The organism is Flavobacterium azooxidireducens, assembly GCF_023195775.1.
GTDB classification, from domain to species: Bacteria; Bacteroidota; Bacteroidia; order Flavobacteriales; family Flavobacteriaceae; genus Flavobacterium; species Flavobacterium azooxidireducens.
Genome location: NZ_CP096205.1, coordinates 2,921,608 through 2,943,311 on the forward strand (window position 1 = coordinate 2,921,608; position 21,704 = coordinate 2,943,311).

11 protein-coding genes are annotated in these 21,704 nt (G+C 33.4%); 10 read left to right on the forward strand and 1 reads right to left on the reverse strand.

Annotated features, from left to right (window positions below):
* Positions 1–126 precede the first annotated feature (126 nt).
* Positions 127–606 (forward strand): DUF6495 family protein, encoded by a 480-nt coding sequence (locus tag M0M57_RS12690; RefSeq protein WP_248433397.1) that lies wholly within the window; start codon positions 127–129, stop codon positions 604–606.
* Here the strand turns inward: M0M57_RS12690 and M0M57_RS12695 are convergent, their stop codons facing one another.
* Complete coding sequence (locus M0M57_RS12695; protein WP_248433398.1) at positions 607–1,278, reverse strand: response regulator; 672 nt, start codon at positions 1,276–1,278, stop codon at positions 607–609. It abuts the gene before it with no gap.
* Positions 1,279–1,411: 133 nt separating this feature from the next.
* On the opposite strand from M0M57_RS12695, the gene M0M57_RS12700 reads away from it, so the two are divergent.
* The 9 genes from M0M57_RS12700 (at position 1,412) to M0M57_RS12740 (ending at position 21,253) form a co-directional block, all read left to right on the forward strand.
* Positions 1,412–1,576 (forward strand): hypothetical protein, encoded by a 165-nt coding sequence (locus M0M57_RS12700; protein WP_248433399.1) that lies wholly within the window; start codon positions 1,412–1,414, stop codon positions 1,574–1,576.
* A gap of 80 nt (positions 1,577–1,656) precedes the next feature.
* Entirely contained in the window at positions 1,657–3,669 is a 2,013-nt protein-coding gene (locus tag M0M57_RS12705; RefSeq protein ID WP_248433400.1) for a tetratricopeptide repeat-containing sensor histidine kinase, read from the forward strand.
* A 517-nt stretch (positions 3,670–4,186) separates the two neighbouring features.
* Entirely contained in the window at positions 4,187–10,768 is a 6,582-nt protein-coding gene (locus M0M57_RS12710) for an Ig-like domain-containing protein (RefSeq protein ID WP_248433401.1), read from the forward strand.
* Between the two features lie 80 nt (positions 10,769–10,848).
* Entirely contained in the window at positions 10,849–11,775 is a 927-nt protein-coding gene (locus M0M57_RS12715) for a PorP/SprF family type IX secretion system membrane protein (protein WP_248433402.1), read from the forward strand.
* A gap of 11 nt (positions 11,776–11,786) precedes the next feature.
* The gene (locus M0M57_RS12720) at positions 11,787–13,721 is read left to right on the forward strand and encodes an OmpA family protein (protein ID WP_248433403.1); all 1,935 of its coding nucleotides are present in this window, start codon (positions 11,787–11,789) and stop codon (positions 13,719–13,721) included.
* A 125-nt stretch (positions 13,722–13,846) separates the two neighbouring features.
* Positions 13,847–15,838 (forward strand): NAD-dependent DNA ligase LigA, encoded by a 1,992-nt coding sequence (ligA, locus tag M0M57_RS12725; RefSeq protein ID WP_248433404.1) that lies wholly within the window; start codon positions 13,847–13,849, stop codon positions 15,836–15,838.
* A 253-nt stretch (positions 15,839–16,091) separates the two neighbouring features.
* Positions 16,092–16,304 carry a helix-turn-helix domain-containing protein gene (locus tag M0M57_RS12730; RefSeq protein ID WP_248433405.1) on the forward strand — a complete coding sequence of 71 codons (213 nt, stop codon included), beginning with the start codon at positions 16,092–16,094 and terminating at the stop codon, positions 16,302–16,304.
* The gene (locus M0M57_RS12735) at positions 16,297–18,378 is read left to right on the forward strand and encodes a site-specific DNA-methyltransferase (protein WP_248433406.1); all 2,082 of its coding nucleotides are present in this window, start codon (positions 16,297–16,299) and stop codon (positions 18,376–18,378) included. The genes M0M57_RS12730 and M0M57_RS12735 overlap by 8 nt, the downstream gene beginning before the upstream one ends.
* A gap of 1 nt (position 18,379) precedes the next feature.
* Positions 18,380–21,253: a type III restriction-modification system endonuclease gene (locus M0M57_RS12740; protein ID WP_248433407.1), complete on the forward strand. Its 2,874-nt coding sequence runs from the start codon at positions 18,380–18,382 to the stop codon at positions 21,251–21,253.
* Positions 21,254–21,704 lie beyond the last annotated feature (451 nt).

Below are 21,704 nucleotides of genomic sequence, written 5' to 3' on the forward strand. Positions count from 1 at the left end.
CGACTTTGCGAGAAAAAAAAAGCGAGAAATAAAGTTCGACGATGTATAAAAATGAAATAGAATAAAATTAAAGTTATCAAAAATTTGCGTCTTTGCGACTTTGCGAGACAATAAAAAGCGAGAAAAATGAAATACAGTAGACTAACCAAAGAACAATTCGAAGCCCTTCATCAAGAATTTGCTAATTTTTTAGCTACACAATCCATTGATAAAAAAGAATGGGATGAAATTAAAACCAATAAACCTGAAATTGCCGAGCAAGAATTGGACGTTTTCTCAGATTTAATTTGGGAAGGTGTTTTAGCTCAAACCAATTATTTAGAGCATTTTTCTAAAAACCATATTTTTATGTTTCATTGTTTGGAAAAAGAAGTCAAATCCATTGTTTTGAAAACATTGGAACCCGAAGTAGATTTTATGACTTCACAAGGTTTGGAATGGATGGTAAAAAATATGTTTACTGATTTAATCGATATTCACGTTGGTCGAAAAGAATACCAAGGCGAGCGAAATGCCGCTATTTTTGACATTATCCAACAAGGAGCAATTTTGAGTGACGGACAATTATACCAACAAATTGATAAAATTGTTAATCCAGCTTCGTAATTAAATCAAGCCTAATCTTTTGGCAGAATGAATTAATTCTTTGTCATTTCCAACTCCGTTAATGAGTTGAGCTTTGATGTTCGCTTTTCTTTTTTCAATAGAACTCATTGAAAGCGGTACATATTCAGGTATATTAATCGTCTTTACACCATCAGCAATCAAAAGAAGAATTTGACTATCATAAACATCCCAATTGATATTTCGTTTGAAAAGTTCGCGTTGCGAATTGATGATGGTTTCACTTCGATAAAAATCTCCTTCAACAATTTTTTTACAAATCTGCGGAAATGTTTCAAAATTGATATCATTCTTCGAAATAAATCCTTCCGGACACAAATCTTTTAGGACTTTATCAACCAAAAGCGGCTCACTTCGCATCGTTAAAAAAATCAATTTACATTCTGGAAATCGCAGTTTGATTAATTTTCCTAATTCAATTCCGCTAAAAATATTATATTCTTCAAAAGGAGGAAGGTTTATATCTAAAAGAGTTAAATCAATTTTGCCATTTTGAGCATTGCAAAAATTAATCTTTTGAAAAGCGTCTTGGCTACTGAAAGATTTTAAAAAACAAGCATTACTTAAACCATCTACATCACTTAAAAGATTGATATAGCTATCAACTGTCATCGGATGATCATCGACTATAAGAATTGTATTGTTATTTTCCATAACCACATTTATTTAAATCGAATAAGTTAAAATCTATGTCAAATATAAGTAAAATTACGGAAAGTCCGTAAAATGAAGCTGTGTTATTTATCTAGCTTAGACCTCAAATTTAACGAAATAAAATAACAAAATTATGAAGACAACAATTACAATTTTCGGACTAATGAGTGCAATGTGTTTATTAATTTCTTGCAGCTCAGATGATTTTCAAGAAAACAATCAAGATAATGGAGTTTCTTCCACAGAAATTATTTATGATGCCGAAGGAAATCCTATTAATCCAAAAGATAAAGGATAATCAACATTTATTTAAAAGCTACACATCAATCGTGTGGCTTTTTTTTCTATTTTTACTAAATTAAACTCAATAAATTAAATTTGAATTCTAACATATTTTTTCTTCTATTCTTACTATTTTTAATAATAGGATGCAAAAATGATAATTCAACTAATCAAAATTTTTTCAATCAAAAATTTTTTGACGAGGTCTATTTTAGTGGTTTAAATCACAATGAAAAAGCGATTTACCTTGATTCAGTTGGGAAATTATTATCGCTCAAAGAAAATGATTCACTTACCATAAATGAATTTTTAGTGCTAGCGGAAGAGTTCTACTATCTTTCTTTGAATCAGAAATCTTACGAATACAGTCGGAAAGCTTTGAACCTATCGAAAACCGCTAAAGATTCCGCTTTATTGGCAAAATCCTATTATTACATTGGTGATACTTTTGAAAAAACTGACAAAGACAGTGCCTTTTATTACTATCTAAAAGCTGAAAACGTTTATGACTTAATTGGCGATGCAGAACGAGTTGGTAGAATGAAATTCAACAAAGCGTATGTTTTATTTTATTCCGGAAATTATTTAGAAAGTGAAATAGAAGTGTCTAAAGCTTTATTTGTTTTAAAAAAATCTAATAAATATAAACTCAAATATTCCTGTTATACATTGATGGGAAATTGTCTTGAAAAATTAGAAAATTATGAGCAAGCACTACATTATCATAATTTGGCTTTAAGAGAATTAGATATTTTAAAAAAAAATAATAAAGACAAAGATATAATCAATAATTATAACATTGCTTCGGTCATTAATATTTGTAATTTATACGATATTCAAGGACAATATGAAAAATCAATTTCTCTTTTAAAACCTTTATTAAATCAGGAAAATAAAACGAAATGGCCGGCTTATTATGCAGTTATTATGAGCAATTTGGCTTATTCTAAAATGAAAAGCGGTGATTTTAGAGAAGTTGAAGATTTGTTAAACGAGTCATTAAAAATTTCAGATAGTTTAAATGATAATACCGGAATAATTTATACAAAGATACATTTAGGAGAGTTTTTTCTGCTTACTAAAGATACTTCAACAGCATACGAACATTTAAAAGAGGCTTATAAAATTTCAAGAGAGTTTGGTAACCAGCATGAATTATTAAAATCATTATTATTGCTCTCTGAAATAAGTGATAACAATTTGTATTATAAAAATTTATACATTTCTGTAAATGACAGTATAATTAAACAACAACGCAAAACCAGAAATAAATTTGCTCGTATCGAATATGAAACTTCAGCATTACAGGATGAAAATAAAGCATTAACTAAATACAATGAACGTATTATCTTAGTTGCCGGAATCATAGTTTTAGTATTGTTTATTCTGCTTATCATAAGATATATTCACTCTAAAAACAAAGAACTTTATTACTTAAAACATCAAACATTAGCGAATGAAGAATTGAATGATTTATTAAATAAACAACAAGAAAGAATTGTATTAGCAAAAGAACAAGAAAAGTCGATCATTGCCAAAGAACTTCATGATGGTATTATGAATCGTTTGTATAGTGTTCGAATGAATTTGGGTTTTTTTAATAATAAAAACACCGAGGAAATAGTAGAAAAACGAAAAGGCTACATTTTTAATTTACAGGAAATTGAAAATGAAATTCGATCGCTTTCTCATGATTTAAAACGAAATACTCTATTTAATAGCAATGATTTTACTGATTTGATTCAAACTTTAGTAGAAGACACAAATTCACTAGGCTTAACGCATTTTTATTTTAAATGCTCTGATGCAGAAGTATGGAATGAAATTGAAAATATCAATAAAATAAATATCTACCGAATTATACAAGAATCCTTGTCTAATGTACACAAACATGCAGAAGCAAAAACTTGTGAAGTTTTACTATCAAAAACTGAAAACAGTCAACTTTATTTAGAAATAAAAGATGATGGCAAAGGGTTTAAAATTTCAAAAAAATTAAACGGAATCGGAATTCATAATATTCGTGAACGTGTATCATTAATTAATGGTGTTATTAAACTAAAATCTTCACCAGGGAACGGAACTGTTTTGCAGGTTTTTATTTCATAATTTTCAATTTTTGTTTACTTTTTAGCCTATTATAAATTTAACAATTTCATGATTTTAAGGTGATAAAATTATTAATATATTTTTTAAATAATTGAAAATCAATAATTTAAATTCATTTGGTTTGTTTTGATTATTATAAAACACGGTTAAACACTTCTAAAAAACCGTAAAAAAAAGCCATTTTTTCCGTAAAATAAGCATATCAAATCTGATTAATTTTAAGCAGATTCATTTTACAATGTTTCTTAATAAATTAATAAATTAATAAAAATGATAAAAATTAATGATATAAAACAGGGAAATTAACAAGTTTGTATTATAAAAAAACACATAGAAAACTATTATAATTAAATTCTGTAAATTTCAAAAACCCTAGCAATAATTTACTTTTCAATGCCTACAAATTATCAGAGTATTCCACTCCCAATTTTCAACTAAAAAGACCAAATACCACAAAGCAGTTTATAAAAATTTGTTATCAACCCCAAATTTAATATTAACTAAATTTTAAACGCTTATGCAATTTACTACTACTTTTCAAAGAAAAGCAGGTTTAAAGTATGTTTTACTTTTTATAACCTACATAGCTTTTCAACATGGGATTCATGCTCAATCTGTCCCCGAATTTGCAACAACTATTTCAAGTCAAAGCAATGTTGATTTTTCAAATAATTCAATTGATGGAAATTTAACCACGCGAGCCAGAGTAAGAGCCAGTTCAGGAATAGCCTTGGGAATAGGAGCTTATTCCGGTCATTTGGAAATTCAATTTCCATCTACATTACCGGCAAACACCACTTCATTCGTAAAAATTCAAACCGACGACAATTTACTACCCGCTTTATTAGGAGGTAGCCTTGGCGGATTATTATCGGATGTTGTAGGCGGTATTTTAATCGGAAATCAAGAATTTACAGTTCAAGCTAAAAACGGTGGTTCAGTCGTTTTAGAAGGAAATAGTCAAATCATCAGTCAGTTTTCAACAAACAGATTACGGATTGTAGTGAATAAAGACAACGATTATTTTATAGCTATTACACCTAATCAATCCTATGACAGAATCCGATTAACCAATCGAGTTGGTTCATTAGTTGGACTCAATAATACAAAACGGTTGGATGTTTTTGGTGTTTATTACATTGGTACTCCGGATGTTTGTGGCGGAGCGAGTTACACTTCTTTTGAAGGTTCGGGCTTAAATCTTGATTTATTAGGTTTGGGTGGAGCAGGAGTAGCAAATCCTCATTTTGTATTGGATGCTAATCAAAACAATTATTCCAGACTTAGTTTAGGAATTTTGGCTGTTGCTGCTTCTATCGAACAAACAGTTTATTTTGATGGTCTCTCAGAACCCACCGATCGATTTTATATTAGAATGCGAGTTGATCCTTCACTACTTGCTTTAGGTGTTGCCAACAACATTCAAATCATTGCGTCTAACGGACCAACTGTGGTGCAAACCGTCAATTTAAATTCACTTTTAAATTTAGATTTACTCACTTTGCTACAAGGTAATCAAGTAGCAAGAATTCCGTTTGCTCCTAATGCAACAGTGAACAGAATAACCGTTCGATACAATTCATTATTAAATGTACAACTCACACAAAGTCTTGATTTATATGATGTTATTCGTACTCCGGCACCACCGGTAATTACGGATGAATTCTCTTTAAATGCGAAAATTTGTGCCGGTTCAACAGCACCATTAATTGCTGAAACCGGCGTGGGAACCGAATTAAACTGGTACAGCCAACCCACCGGAGGAACAATTTTAGCCACCACAGCATCCGGTGAAGTATTTGTAACACCTGTTTTAAATTCAAACACTTCTTTTTATGTTTCTTCAAAAAGAATTGGTTGTCCCGAAGAATCCATCCGATTAAAAGTGGATGTTGTGGTTGTCAATTTACCATTAGCATCCGACATAACAATTCCTGATGAACTTGTTGCTTGTAATGGTGTGATTATGCTTTCTCCTTCGTCATCAATTGGGGGAGCCGTTTTTAAATACTATAAAGATCAATTAAAAACACAAGAAATTACCACCGGTTTTTCAGGCGATGCTGGTGTTACGTATGTAAAAAATGAGACAACCGGCGAGTTATCTATTTCCGGTTTAAATGAAATCGATTCACCGTACAACTATTACATTTCGATTACGGTTGATGGTCTATGTGAAAATGAAATCAACACCTTAAAACAAGTAACCGTTAATTATTATTCTTCTTTAATTCTACAAGTTTCTTCAACAATTGAAGGATGCGGAAGCGTGAATCTTCGTGATGCGATTCTTAATTTTGATAATTCTGCCGATATACAATATAAATTTTTTGATGCTGATTCGAATCCGATAACAGAAGAACAAGCTTCTTCAATTACAACAAGCGGAATCTACTTTATTCAGTCAACTAGTCTCAGCGAGGTTTGTTCTTCATCTATTGAACAAGTAGCTGTTACCATTAATCCTGTTCCAACGTTAGAAGTTTCAGGAACACATTATGTGGTTGCTCAGGGTAACACTTTTAGTTTGCAAGCTACTTCAACCGGAACAGTTGTTTGGTTTGATTCAGATGGAAATCAAGTAAACTCAACAACGGTTGGTCCGTTTGATACAATTGGCTTCTATACTTATACTGCCGTTGCAACAATAGGAAATTGTTTTGTGAGCAGAACAATTTTCCTAACAGTAACTAATCCAAATGAGTGTGCATTATTAACCGAAAGAGTTTATGCAAATACACAAAATTGGAGTTCAATTTTGACGGGTGGTGTAGCTAATGCAAGTCAAGCTGTTGATGGAAATCCACAAACCTTTTCAACAATGGTTACCGGTCTAGGGTTGTTAGGTGTCGGAACGACATGGCAAACATTGCAATGGAATGAAACCATTTCTGCAGGAACGCCTGTTAAGTTAAAATTGGGTTCAGAATATAGTGGATTAATTCTAGCCGGAGCTTATTCTGTTATTGGAACAAAAAGAAATGCACAAGGAATACCAATTGAAATAGGTGTTTTGCAACCTATTTCAGGTTCGCTTTTAAATTTGTTGTCTGGTCAAAATGTTTTTGAATATTCTTTTATTCCTTCGGATAATACTGGTCCAAAGGATTACGATGGTGTTAGAATAATTGTGGGTTCATTGCTCAGTATTGCTCAAAATGTAAAAGTTTACGAAGCGTATTATGATAAACAGGTTACACAACTGGTTTGTAGCCCAAATAATATAAAGGATGTCTTTTTTGGAGCACTTGATTTAGGAGTTGGTGTGGCAACAGCAACAGTTGGTGTTTCGGATGCATTAAATTCGATTGATGATGATGAAGCTACGTATGCTACCATGTTTAGTGGAGCGGGGATTTTGGCAGCAGCAGAATTAACAGTAGAATTTAGAACACCTACTTTACAAGGAGATTCACTTCATATAGTTCTGTCAAATCCTTCCACTGTTTTAAGTATGAATTTGCTAACTGGTTTTACCATACAAATGTATTTAGGCGATTCTCCAATTGGATTACCGTTAGATAATGAATCAACGTTATTGAGCTTAACACTTTTAAACGGAGGAACAGAAGCTGTAATGATCGTGAGTCCGCAAACACAAGTTTATGATAAAATAAAAATCAGACTTGGTGGTGTTGCTTCTGTTTTAGATATTTTACGAATTCATTATGTAAAAAGAGTGGCTGATACTTCTGTTATTGGGGCAGATGTGAACAATACTATTGAAGTTTGTCAGAATGATATTGTTAGATTATCTGTAAATCCAATAGAATGTGCTACTTTTATTTGGTATGACGCTCCTATTGATGGTAATATTGTGTCAACAGGAAGTGCCTATACTGTTCCGTCAACATTACCATCAGGAACTTATACTTATTATATTCAACCCATTCGCTTCGGTTGTCCGGCTTATGAAAGAGGAGTCGTAACTGTAGTGGTTGGTGAAAATGCTCCTGCCAATTCCATTTCACAAGTATTAATTAATGGATCAAGTGAAACTACGTTGTGTAGCGATGTGGGTTCAATTACGTTAGAAGCTGAATTAAATAATTCACTGACAATCACTAACCCAATTTTTTACTGGTATGTTTTTGATGGAACAAATACGGTTTTAATTCCAAATGAAAGTTCAGCCACATTAGTTATTCCAAATTTAGCAGCTGGAAATTATACTTATTCTGTCGGATTAAGTTCGGATGAGTATTGTCAAACGTTAGAGGCGGATAGAATGACTGTTTCATTAACTATTTTACCTTCTTCAACTGAAGCTGACATAAATGTGAGTGATGTTTTAGTTTGTGCAAATACTGATGCAGTTTTAACACCTTCATCATCACAATTAAATCCTCAATTTTTTTGGTTCTTTTCCAATGATAATTCGCAACCAATTACAGACGGATTAGTAGTTGATGGTGCCACTTTTACATTTTTACCAAACGGACAACTTACTATTTCCGGTTTAACCGATGCTAACAGTCCTTACACATATTATGTTGGAATGTCAACCGATGCAACCTGTTTAAATCAAACAGGAGATTTCAAACCTGTAATTGTTACTGTAAATGATTCGGGAACACCCACGACCAATAATACTGATCAAAGTTTTTGTTTAGCCGATAATCCAACCCTTGCTTCGATCCAAATTAATGAAACAAACATAGTTTGGTATGATCTTGCCGTAGGAGGAATCCTTTTACCATCCAGTACGCCATTGGTTTCTGGTTCAATTTATTATGCTGCTTTTGATGCTTCAACCGGTTGCGAAAGCAGCGTTCGATTAGCAATAACCGTAACTGTAAATGATGCTTCAACGCCAACCACAACCGATTCAACACAAGATTTTTGTATTTCTGATAATCCTTTTATTGGTGATATTCAAGTAAACGAAGCCGATGTGGTTTGGTATAGTGCTCCAACAGGCGGAGAAGCTTTGGATGTGATGAGCAGTTTAGTTGACGGAGCGACTTACTATGCTTCTTTAACCGATGCGGCAACAGGATGTGAAAGTTCCATTCGATTAGCCATAACAGTAACATTAAATGATACAGAAACACCTTCCACAAATGATACTATGCAGGATTTCTGTTTAACGGATAATCCAACGATTGGAGACATTCAAGTAAATGAACCAACTATTACTTGGTATGATTTCCCTACGGAAGGAACTGCTCTTGCTTTAACAGATAATTTAGTGAATAACACAACCTATTATGCTTCCTTAACGGATGCTATTACCGGATGTGAAAGTTCTGTTCGACTGGCTGTTTCTGTCACCATTACTGACCTTCCAACCCCAACAACGAATAATGTCAATCAAACGTTCTGTTTAATAAATAATCCAACCATTGCAGACATCCAAGTGAATGAAACAAATATTGTTTGGTATGCAACTCCAACCAATGGAACTGCTTTAGATTCTTCAACCTCTTTAGTGAACGGAGGAATTTATTACGCTGCACTTTTTGATGTAATAAGTGGTTGTGAAAGTACAATTCGATTAGCAATTACTATTACGATTGATGATCCATCTGCACCAACAACAAACAATACAATGCAAGATTTTTGTTTGATAGATAACCCAACTGTTGCCGATATTCAAGTAAATGAATCAACGATTGTTTGGTATGATTCTCCATCTGGTGGAACTGCTTTATCTCTAACAACCGTCTTAGTTGATGGAGCAATCTATTATGCAGCATTTTTAGCAAATTCAGGTTGTGAAAGTTTTGAAAGAGTAGCGATAACCGTTAACATAATCGATTCCGCTACACCAACAACAAACGATTCCACACAAGATTTTTGTTTGATAGATAATCCAACGGTAGCAGATATTCAAGTGAATGAATCCAATATCATTTGGTATGCTTCCCCAACCGGAGGAACTGTTCTTTCATCATCGGAAGCATTAGTAGGTGGGGCAATTTACTATGCTTCTTTTGATGGAATAGTGGCTTGTGAAAGTTCAATCCGATTAGCAGTTACAGTTACTGTTTCCGATGGGCCAACACCAACAACTACCAACAACGCCCAAGATTTTTGCTCTGTTGATAATCCAACAATCGCCTCCATTCAAGTGAATGAAATTGGTGTAATTTGGTATAATTCTCTAACCGGAGGAACAGCTTTAAACATCACAACTCCATTAACAGCAGGAACTTATTATGCGGCATTGGTTGACCCAATTTCAGGTTGTGAAAGTTCCATTCGATTAGCCATTACCGTTTCATTTTCGTCAAGTGAAGCCGCTTTTATTCAAGGTGGAGGAGAATCGGCTTGTGTATTTGAAGAAGTGACTTATACCACAAATTCAGGAATGTCTAATTATAATTGGACGGTTTTGAACGGAACAATCGTTTCGGGCGGACAATCCACAGATAATTTTGTAACGGTTTCATGGACGGCTATTTCAACCGGAAATGTTAGCGTAACTTATTCAGATGATTGTAGCGGAACAAATTCAGCAAGCATGACGATTTCAATCATCACTTGTTCAGACATAACAATTACCAAAACAGTTGATAATCCAACACCAACAATTGGTCAAAATGTGAATTTTACAATTACAGTAAGTAATGTAGGATCAGGTAATTTTCAAGATGTAATTGTGAGCGAAGTTATTCCTTCTGGATATTCTTTCGTAAGTGCTACTGCTTCCCTTGGAACTTATAGCAATGTAAGTGGAATTTGGACTATTCCTTTATTAAACGGCAATCAAAGTGCCACACTTGTCATAACTGTTGAGGTGCTTTCTTCCGGAGATTATCTCAACACAGCATTTATAGACATTTCAAACCCAATTGATTTAGATCCAGATAATAACTTTGCCTCTGCAGAAGTTGAGCCTTTATGTCTAATTGTTTACAACGAATTTAGTCCAAATGGAGATGGAGCAAATGAAACATTCCGAATTGATTGTATCGAAAATTTCCCAAACAACAAACTAGAAGTTTACAACCGTTACGGCAGATTAGTTTTCTCTCAAAACGGATATAACAACAATTGGGATGGAACAGCAAACGTTTCCGGTGTAGTAACCAGAGATGAAAAATTACCGGGGGTACTTACTACTACGTTCTTGATATTGGTGAAGATGGAATAGTAAAAACAGGATGGCTATCATTCATACGATAATTCTGTTAATCTAATTCACATCTGCTTAATTAATTAAAAATTAAAATTATGAAACTATATATAAAAGAAACGTACATAGCATTACTTGGATTATTTTTCACAATCGTTTGTACTGCACAACAAGACCCGGGGTATACGCAATACATGTATAATGCCATGACAGTAAATTCGGCTTATGCCGGTTCAACCGGAGCATTGGAAGCTGTTCTTCTACATCGTTCGCAATGGACAGGAATAGATGGTGCTCCTGAAACACAGGCTTTTACAATTCATTCTCCTTTACGAAACGAAAATGTGGGGTTAGGATTAAGCATTGTTAATGATAAACTAGGGCCTTCCCGAGAACTCTACATGGATGCTAATTTTTCATATACCATAGCCTTATCACAACGAACTAAGCTTGCTTTTGGTTTAAAAGCCGGAGCCAGAATGATGAATATAGACTGGACAAAAGGTCAATATTATGATCCTGTTGATGCTCTTTTAAACAATAACATTGACAATAAAATAAATCCATCCTTAGGAGCCGGACTGTTTTTGCATACCGAAAAATGGTATTTAGGAACTTCTGTGCCAAGTTTTATTCGAGGTGATTATTATGATGACATCCAAGAATCTGTTGTTTCAGAAAGACTTCATTATTATTTGATAGGAGGATATGTTTTCGATTTATCGGATAACCTGAAATTCAAACCTGCGTTTTTAGCGAAAGCAGTTAGTGGAGCTCCCATTACGTATGATATTTCGGCAAATTTCTTAATTCAGGAAAAGTTTACAGTTGGAGCATCGCACCGTTGGGATGATTCTGTGAGTGCTTTGTTTGGTTTTCAAATATCGAACAATTTTTTTATCGGATATGCTTTTGATTACAGTGTAACTGAGCTTAATAAGTACAACGACGGATCACATGAATTTATCCTAAGGTATCAATTGCAAAAAAGTCCAAAACAAATTAAATCACCACGATTTTTCTAAATCCCAAGCGTATGAAAAACCTATATATACTTAGTTTTTTATGTTGTGTAACGTTCACTTTTGCACAATCAAAATTAAAAAAAGCCGATCAACTTTTTAGTACTTATGCGTATGTGGATGCGGCTAAAATGTATGAAGAATATCTTCAAAATGTAGAAAAACCCTCCACACAAACGATTAGAAATGTGGCGGATTCCTATTATTTTATTGATGATAATCGAAATGCTTTAAAATGGTATCAAAAACTCTATGATGTGCAAGGTCAAAATATGACAGATATTTATTTTCTGCGGTACATTCAATCCATGAAAGGTGTCACAGATTATGATATGGCAGATAAGTTAACCAAAGAATTTCTCAACAAAAAAGGAGACCAAAAAGAAATTCAACGGTATGTGAAGCAGAAAAAACAAATGGATAGCTTAGCTAATACAAAACCATTGTATGCTGTTAAAAATTTAGATATTAATTCAACTAAAGCCGATTTTGGAGTTGCTTTTTATGGTGAAAAAGTGGTGTTTACATCCAGTCGTGATACTACAAAATTCAATCAAAAATTGTATTCATGGAATAAACAACCCTTCTTGGATTTATATGTTGCGGAACGAAATATGGCCGATGGAAGTCTATTCAACGAATCCATTTTTTTGCAAGACATCATGACCAAATACCATGAAGCTACCGCAACGTTTACACCGGATTTAAAAACTGTCTTTTTTACCACCAACATCGTAAAAAAGAAAAAACCGGTAATTGATGAGACTAGAACCAACAATTTTCAAATCATAAAAGGGACATTAGAAGGAGAAAAATTGGTCAAATCAGAAAGTGTTTTTTTCAATAGTAAAAAATATTCTGTTGGTCATCCTTCCTTAAGCGAAGACGGTAGATGGTTGTTTTTTGCTTCCGATATGCCCGGCGGATATGGCGAAACCGACTTATATGTGGTTCAAATTGCCGAAGACGGAACAATGGGTTCGCCTCAAAATTTAGGACCAACTATCAACACCATCGGAAATGAAATGTTTCCTTTTTTCAGAAACGGAACACTTTACTTTTCGTCAGATGGACATTATGGCTGGGGCGATTTAGATATCTATGAAAGCAAATTTTTTGGAGCTTTGAAGTTTTCAGACCCACGAAATTTGGGTTCTCCCATCAACAGCAATAAAGATGATTTTGCTTTTATTTTAGATGAAGAAGAAAAATTTGGCTACGTTTCCTCCAACCGAGCACAAGGAAAAGGATGCGATGACATTTATTATTTTACAAAATCTAAACATGAATGTAGTCAGTTAATTTCCGGAAAAGTAATTAATACAAAATCAAAATTAGCGATTGATCAAGCCATTATTCAGGTGTATGATGCATTTGATGATTTAATTACAGAAGTACAAACCAATTCTGCAGGGGATTATTTGGTTAAAGTTCCTTGCGGAAAAGCCATTAGAATAAAGGCTTCCAAAGAAAATCACAGCAGTGAGCAAAAGGAAATGGAAACTACCAAAGAGGATGCAATTGAAACGAAAGATGTTAATTTTGAACTCAGTAATTACGACGATTTAATTGTAAAAGAAGACGGAATTGAAAAAATCAGCATCAACCCAATTTTCTTTGATTACGACAAAGCAACCATCCGAAAAGAATCGGAAATTGAATTAGATAAAGTAGTTTTTGTGATGGAAAAATTCCCATTAGTAAAAATCAAAATCGAATCACACACCGATTCCAGAGGAAGTGACGCGTATAATATGAAATTGTCTGATGCTCGTGCAAAATCCACTCAAACCTATATTCTTTCCAAAGGAATTGACCCTTCCCGCATTGAAAGTGCGGTAGGATTTGGCGAAAGCCGATTAAAAAACAAATGTAGTAACGGTGTAAAATGTTCTGAATATGAGCATTTTGCCAACCGAAGATCCGATTTTATTATTATCCAAAAATAATTACCTCCGAACATTTCCCGAAAACCACTCCGCAACGAGTGGTTTTTTTATTTAAATTGAAAAAAATTAATTTAGAATTGCTACTTTAGACGAGCTAAAAACAAAGCAAATTCTTTTTTGTAATTATGGATGATAAGAGTATAATTGAAGCCTTACGAAACGAACTTAATCAGCACAACCACAACTATTATGTGTTGGATAAACCCACTATTTCCGATTTTGAATTTGATCAATTACTGAAAAAATTACAAGATTTAGAAACCCAACATCCTGAGTTTTTTGATGAAAATTCGCCAACGCAACGAGTAGGAGGAAGTATTACTAAAAATTTTACTACCGTTGCTCACGAACATCGAATGTATTCATTGGATAATTCGTATTCAACCGAAGATTTAATGGATTGGGAAATCAGAATTCAAAAAATATTAGGAAATGTTGATTTGGAATATACGTGTGAATTAAAATATGACGGAGCTTCCATCAGCATTACTTACGAAAACGGAAAATTAAAAAAAGCCGTGACGCGTGGAGATGGTTTTCAAGGTGATGAGGTGACAAATAATGTAAAAACCATTCGTTCCATTCCACTGCAATTAAAAGGAAATTATCCGCCAAAATTTGATATTCGTGGTGAAATTATTTTGCCTTTTTCCGGTTTTGAAAAAATGAATCAAGAGTTAATTGAAATTGGTGAAACACCTTATTCCAACCCAAGAAACACAGCTTCCGGAAGTTTAAAATTACAAAACAGTGCCGAAGTCGCCAAACGTCCGTTGGATTGTTTGTTGTATTTTATTGTGGGAAATAATCTTCCGTTCAAAACACAATTTGAAGGTTTGGAAACAGCCCGAAAATGGGGTTTTAAAGTGCCAAATCAAGCCAAATTAGCCAAAAATATGCAAGAAGTGTTGGAATTCATCACCTATTGGGACGTTCATCGACACGATTTACCGTATGAAACAGATGGTGTAGTAATCAAAGTAAACAGTCTTCAACACCAGGACGAATTGGGTTATACGGCCAAATCGCCTCGTTGGGCAATGGCTTATAAATTCAAATCGGAGCAAGTTTCCACCCGATTAAATTCTATTTCCTATCAAGTGGGAAGAACGGGAGCGATTACTCCGGTGGCGAATTTAGAGCCGGTTCAATTGGCGGGAACGATTGTGAAAAGAGCTTCGTTGCACAACGCCGATCAAATTGAAAAATTAGATATTCGCATTGGCGATAAAGTTTTTGTTGAAAAAGGAGGCGAAATTATTCCGAAAATTATTGCCGTTGCCGAAAGAGGAAACGAATCTTTTCCAACGGTTTACATTACTAATTGTCCCGAATGCCAAACTGCTTTAGAGCGAAAAGAAGGCGAAGCCAATCATTATTGTCCGAATTTTTATGGTTGTCCGCCACAGATTGTTGGTCGAATTCAGCACTATATTACCCGAAAAGCGATGGATATTGAAGGGTTGGGCGGCGAAACGGTTGCGTTGCTTTATCAAAATGGTTTAGTGAAAAATTATGCGGATCTGTATGATTTAAAAATCGAACAAATTCTTCCGTTGGAACGAATGGCTCAAAAAAGTGCCGAGAATTTAATCAACGGAATCGAAAAATCAAAAGAAGTTCCGTTTGAACGGGTTTTGTATGCGTTGGGAATTCGGTATGTAGGCGAAACAGTTGCTAAAAAGTTAGCGAAACATTATAAAAATATTGATGCTATTGCGAATGCCAGTTTGATGGATTTGATTTTAGTAGATGAAATTGGTGATAAAATAGCCCAAAGTGTCATTGAATTTTTTGAGAATATTGAAAATAGAATAACCATAGAACGTTTAAAAGCGGTTGGAATTCAGTTTGAATTAGTTGAAAAAAACACACAAGTAAGTGATAAGTTTGCCGGAAAAACGTTCGTAGTTTCCGGTGTTTTTGAAAAATTTTCTCGTGATGATTTAAAGAAAGCCATCGAAGATAATGGCGGAAAAGTAGGAAGTTCCATTTCTACCAAAACGGATTACGTGGTTGCCGGAGAAAATATGGGTCCGGCAAAATTGGAAAAAGCCAATCAATTAAAAATTGCAATTATTAGTGAAGAGGATTTTTTGGGGATGATTGGGAATTAGCAATAAATGAAAGTTTGATTAGAATTGAAATTGTTTAAATTGGTATGAAACAATTTCATCAAATTTTATACAATTTGATGATCTTTATTAGTTATTGCTCAGAGTAAAAAGCCAACGCTCAAAAAAACAAAAGAGCTATTTTTTGCCAACGCACGGACAAGAATGTTGAAAATTTTCTGATTGCTTTTTATCTTGCAAAATGAGATATAAAATATTTTAAAACTATATTTGCGACTTGACATCATTTGAACAAATGAACAGAATAAAAGAAGTGCTGGACGAAAAAGGAATTAAGCAAACTTGGCTTGCCGAACAATTGGGCAAAAGCTACAATATGGTTAACGCCTATGTGCAAAACAGACAGCAACCACGTATTGAAGTGCTTTACGACATAGCCAAAATACTTGGCGTGAACGTAAAAGACCTATTGACTGACAACGACATTAAAAGGAGATCTAATGAGTAAAGAACAAAAAATTACGACCGACATAAAAGTGCCGAACAAAGATTTGGAAGCATTGAAAATAAACTTTCCTCAATGCTTTGACAAAGACGGAAATTTTCAATTAGAAAAATTCAAAAACAACCTAACTGAAAAGGAAATCAACTTTTCAACGGAAAGTTATGGATTAGACTGGCTTGGAAAATCGTATGCAAGACTTTTGGCAAGCGACCCTGCAACAACTTTGCTAAAAGCAGACGAAACCCACAACAGTAAACCAGAAAACGCAAATTCAGAAAACTTACTTATTAAAGGCGACAACTTAGAAGTCTTAAAACATCTTTCCAACACCTACTACGAACAAGTAAAAATGATTTATATTGACCCACCTTACAATACAGGTGGCGATGGTTTTTTATATAAAGACGACAGAAAATTTACAGTAAAAGAATTACAACAACTTATTGGGGTTGACGAAGAAAAAGCAAAACGGATTTTAGATTTTACTCAACAAAAAAGTAACAGCCATTCGGCTTGGCTTACATTTATGTATCCACGCTTATACATAGCAAAACAACTTCTTAAAGATGATGGAGTTATTTTTATTTCAATTGATGATAGTGAAGTTGCTACTTTAAAAATGTTATTAGATAATGAAATTTTTGGAGAAGAAAATTTCGTAGCACAATTGCCTACAATAATGAACTTAAAGGGAAATAATGATGAATTTGGTTTTGCAGGAACTCACGAATACACACTTGTTTACTCTAAAAATAAATTTAAAACAACTCTTAATCAATTTAACGTAAGTGATGATGATTTAGAAGATTGGACAGAAGATGAAGTTGGCTTTTACAAGCAAGGTGCTAATTTAAAAGCAACAGGCACAAATGCACCAAGAGCAAAGAGACCTAATTTATATTATCCAATTTTCATTGATTCTGATAACACAGTTTATGTTACTGAAGATGATAATCCCCCAAAAAAGTTTACTGGTGAACTAACAACAATATATCCAATAACAAATGAACAAGAAATGTCGTGGCGATGGAGTAAAGATAAAGTCAAAAATGAGCCAAACAACATAATTGTTTCAAGGAATGGTAATATTGGTATTTATAAAAAACAACGACCTTCTTTAGGTGACTTGCCTTCTAAAAAGCCTAAAACCATATTTTATAAAGCTGAATACAGTAGTGGAAATGGAACGGCTCAAATAAAAAGTTTACTTGGAGATAAATATTTTGCAAATCCAAAACCGATTGACCTCATTAAAGATTTAATATTAATTGGGTCATCGTCAGATGACATTGTTTTAGATTTTTTTGCAGGTTCGGGAACTACGGCAGATGCAATGATGCAATTGAATGTTGAAAACATTGAAAAAAGAAAATTTATTTTAGCTCAATTACCAGAACCAATTGACCCGAAAAAAGATAAAGATGCTTTTGATTTTGTAAAAAATGAGCTAAAAATAGATAACCCAACTATTTATGAAATAACTAAGGAAAGAATTATCAGAGCGTCAAAAAAACATTTAATAAGTGTAGAATCTAAAAAATCAGAAAAAATCAAAGAGATTAAAGAACTTGAAAGTAAATTAGACTTAGATGATAAAGAAGAAAAAATCAAACAACTAAATGCCGAAATCAAATCTTTAAAACAACAAGACCTTGGTTTCAAAATTTTTGAAACAACACCTATTTGGGAAGATTACGATTTTGAATCGACTGAATTGGATAATCAAACAAAATTGTTTGATGAAAGTAAACTCACCGAAGATGATATTAAAGCCTTGCTTATAACTTGGAAAACTTATGACGGTATTGCTTTAACACAAGAATTAGAAATGGTTGATTTAAGCGGTTACACCGCTTATTATGGCAACGGTAAGTTGTATTTGATGAATAAAGGTTTTACGACTGATAATCTGAAAAATCTTTTAGAAAAAATTGATTCAGACAAGAAATTCAATCCTACATCAATTATCACATTTGGTTATCACTTTGACAGTAAAAATTTACGTGAACTTTCTGAAAATGTAAAGTCATACGCCAATAAGAAAAATATTGATATTGACTTTATAACAAGATATTAATATGAAAGGATTTAATTTTGAAAAGAATCTGAATCATCAATCTCACGCTGTAGAAAGTTCTATTGCCGTGTTTGAGAATATTAGTTTTGTTCAGCCAGCAGAAGCAGATAAAAACTTCATCAATCCTGCATTTGATTTTTTAAGCGATTGGGCTTACCCACAAAATTTAAGAGCCGTTCAAGAAAGTAACGGTATAGATGAAAAAATAAAGCGTAACAGCAACATCATTGATATAATGATGGAGACTGGAACAGGAAAAACTTACACGTATACCAAAACCATTTTTGAACTCAATAAAAATTACGGCATTTTTAAATTTATTGTTGTTGTTCCTACTCTTTCAATCAAAGCGGGCACAATTGATTTTTTAAAATCGGACAGTAGCCGTGAGCATTTCAAAGAGCAATACGGAAAGACGCTTCACTTGCATATTGTAGAAAGTCTAAAAAATAACAAAAGCAAAAAGTCTTTCATACCGCCAGCAGTTACAAGTTTTGTAAATGCAGGTAATTTTGAAAAAAACAGTATTCAAGTTATGATTATCAATGCAGGTATGATTAACTCTGAAACAATGCAAAAGAGTTTTGACAAAGGACTTTTTGACAAATACACTGTTCCTTTTGATGCAGTTGGAGCCACTAAGCCATTTATGATTATTGATGAGCCTCACAAGTTCGGAACAAGCACTAAAACTTGGGAAAACATTCAAAAAATGAAACCCCAATTTATTTTACGATATGGTGCAACTTTTCAAGGATATGAAAATTTAATTTACACTTTAACCGCAGTAGATTCATTCAACAGAAATTTGGTAAAAGGAGTAATTGGGCACATCACAGAATTTGACAGTGGAAAAAACGCAGTAGTAAAGTTTATTGATTCTGACGGCACAGAAGCCAGTTTTGAATTAACAGAAAACGACAAGAAGAAAACTGTAAAAATTTCAAAAAAGGATAGTCTAAAAAAGATTCATCCCGAAATGTCGGATTTGGTAATTGAAAACTTAAATAAAAGCACGGTAGTTTTATCCAATGGTTTAGAAATGAAAAAGGGTGATAAAATCAACCCTTATTCGTATGCTGAAAAGTTGCAGGAAACAATGATTCAAAAGGCAATCAAGCACCATTTTGAAATCGAAAAATCATTGCTAACAAGAGATGTGAAAATAAAACCGCTTACGCTGTTTTTTATTGACAACATAGACGAATACCGAAACAAAGACGGATATATCCGAAAAACCGTTGAACAATACATTGAATTAGAAATAAAGGAACTGCTAAAAACTGAAAAAGATGTTTTTTACAAAGCATACCTTGAAAAAACTTTGCTTGACCTTTCCATTACACACGCTGGTTATTTCTCAAAAGACAATACAGAAAAAGACGAAGCTATTGAAAAAGAGATTAACGAAATTTTGCACGACAAACAAGCAATGCTTGATTTAGAAAATCCAAGACGTTTTATTTTTTCTAAATGGACTTTGCGTGAAGGTTGGGACAATCCTAATGTTTTTCAGATTTGTAAACTCCGAAGCAGTGGCAGTGAAATTTCAAAATTACAAGAAGTTGGGCGTGGTTTGCGTTTGCCTGTAAACGAATATGGCAACCGTGTAAAAGACGAACAATTTTATCTGAACTACTTTGTTGACTTCACAGAAAGTGATTTTGTTGACAAACTTGTAAACGAAATCAATCAGAAATCTGGAGCAATATCAATAGAAATAGTTCCTGACAAACTTTCTGATATAATGATTAAGAAAATTTGCGAACTATACGAAACAACCGAAGATGAACTCTTAGAAGTTTTAGATTCAAACAATGTTGTTACAAGAACAAATTCATTTAAAACAGGTGGTTTCGATTTTATTAAACAAAACTACCCGAAAATTTTTGAAGGCGTTAATTCTAACAAAGTTCGCAAAGCAACAGACCCAAAAAAGAGAGTTGTTGTCAGAATAGAAAAATATCAAGAGTTGAAAGACCTTTGGGAAAAGCTAAATGAAAAAGTAATTCTTGAATACAAGTTTGACAATGAAGCAAGTTTCAAAACTCTGTTTACAGACTTTTTAAAAGCACAAAAAGACAATTTCACATCAGACGGCATCAACGAAAGAATTTCAAAAATTGAAATCAAGGACAACAAGGCAGTTGCAAACGAACCTGAATCGGTTTATAACAGAAAGACAGCAACGATTTCAATAATGAAATACAGCGATTTTCTGAAAGAACTTTCAAAAATCCTGAACATTAACATCAAGACACTTCATCAATCAATCATTGATGCAGGAACGGACATAAACAAATTCCTAAATCAAACAACGCTTAGAATCATCAAACAAAACTTTGACCATTACTTAATGGCAAACGCTATTGATAAATTTAGCATTGAGTATAAAAAAGTTTCAAATAATATACACCCAACCAAACTAACAGACGAGAAAGGAAATGTGCTAAAAGAGATTTCTGCTTCTGATGTTGGCGTTTTGTTTTCAGATGAAGGTGTTGCCAAATCTTACTTTTTTGATGAACTGTATTTCGATTCTGACTTAGAAAAATCAAACATCAAAACCGAGATAAAGGAAGTGATTGTGTTTACTAAGATTCCAAAGAACTCAATTAAAATTCCTGTTGCTGGCGGAAAAAGCTATTCGCCTGACTTTGCTTATGTTTTAAAATTCAAAGACGGTGAGCAAAAGCTAAACTTTATCGTGGAGACAAAAGATGTAAACAGCAAAGACGGACTACGGGACGAAGAAAAATTCAAGATTAAACACGCTGAAAAATTCTTTGACGGCAAAGTGAAAATTGAGTTTAGGACACAGTTTAGTAACAACAAAATAGTTGACTTAATTAAAGAAATTTCAGTGAATGAATAAGCCGACATCAATAAGTCAACGTGTTTTTTAAGCATAATCGACTGAAAGACAGGGCTATAGAAAAAAATCGAAGCAGTAACACGGGTTTGGTAAAAGTGGCGGTTCTTTGCCCCGAATACAAAAAATAAAATAGAATCAACTCTCGAAGAATTCAAAGAGAAAAATTATGGAAAGTTAGGAACTAAAGAACGTGATGAACTTGAATTAGGATATAAAAATTTCAAGATTGATGAATTGAATCGTATTTCTTCTTTGGAAATAGAAATATTTGAGGAATAATTCCTTAACAGCACAATTCCCTAGCCCGTATTGCAGCGGAAATCTTTGTGCAGTTGCGGTTTAGTTTTTTCTTAAAAGCGGGAAGCAACCAACGGAAGCTCTCCCGATTTTGTAGAAAAACAAACCGGAACAAACAAAATTGGAGCGGAAAGACGGAATAGCTTCTCATCTT

Excerpts from the sequence above, each read along its gene's own strand:
- M0M57_RS12700 (WP_248433399.1), top strand. The coding sequence starts at position 1,412 with ATGAAGACAACAATTACAATTTTCGGACTAATGAGTGCAATGTGTTTA.
- M0M57_RS12695 (WP_248433398.1), bottom strand. The coding sequence starts at position 1,278 with ATGGAAAATAACAATACAATTCTTATAGTCGATGATCATCCGATGACA.
- M0M57_RS12690 (WP_248433397.1), top strand. The coding sequence starts at position 127 with ATGAAATACAGTAGACTAACCAAAGAACAATTCGAAGCCCTTCATCAA.
- M0M57_RS12720 (WP_248433403.1), top strand. The coding sequence starts at position 11,787 with ATGAAAAACCTATATATACTTAGTTTTTTATGTTGTGTAACGTTCACT.
- M0M57_RS12715 (WP_248433402.1), top strand. The coding sequence starts at position 10,849 with ATGAAACTATATATAAAAGAAACGTACATAGCATTACTTGGATTATTT.
- M0M57_RS12740 (WP_248433407.1), top strand. The coding sequence starts at position 18,380 with ATGAAAGGATTTAATTTTGAAAAGAATCTGAATCATCAATCTCACGCT.
- M0M57_RS12730 (WP_248433405.1), top strand. The coding sequence starts at position 16,092 with ATGAACAGAATAAAAGAAGTGCTGGACGAAAAAGGAATTAAGCAAACT.
- ligA (WP_248433404.1), top strand. The coding sequence starts at position 13,847 with ATGGATGATAAGAGTATAATTGAAGCCTTACGAAACGAACTTAATCAG.
- M0M57_RS12710 (WP_248433401.1), top strand. The coding sequence starts at position 4,187 with ATGCAATTTACTACTACTTTTCAAAGAAAAGCAGGTTTAAAGTATGTT.
- M0M57_RS12735 (WP_248433406.1), top strand. The coding sequence starts at position 16,297 with ATGAGTAAAGAACAAAAAATTACGACCGACATAAAAGTGCCGAACAAA.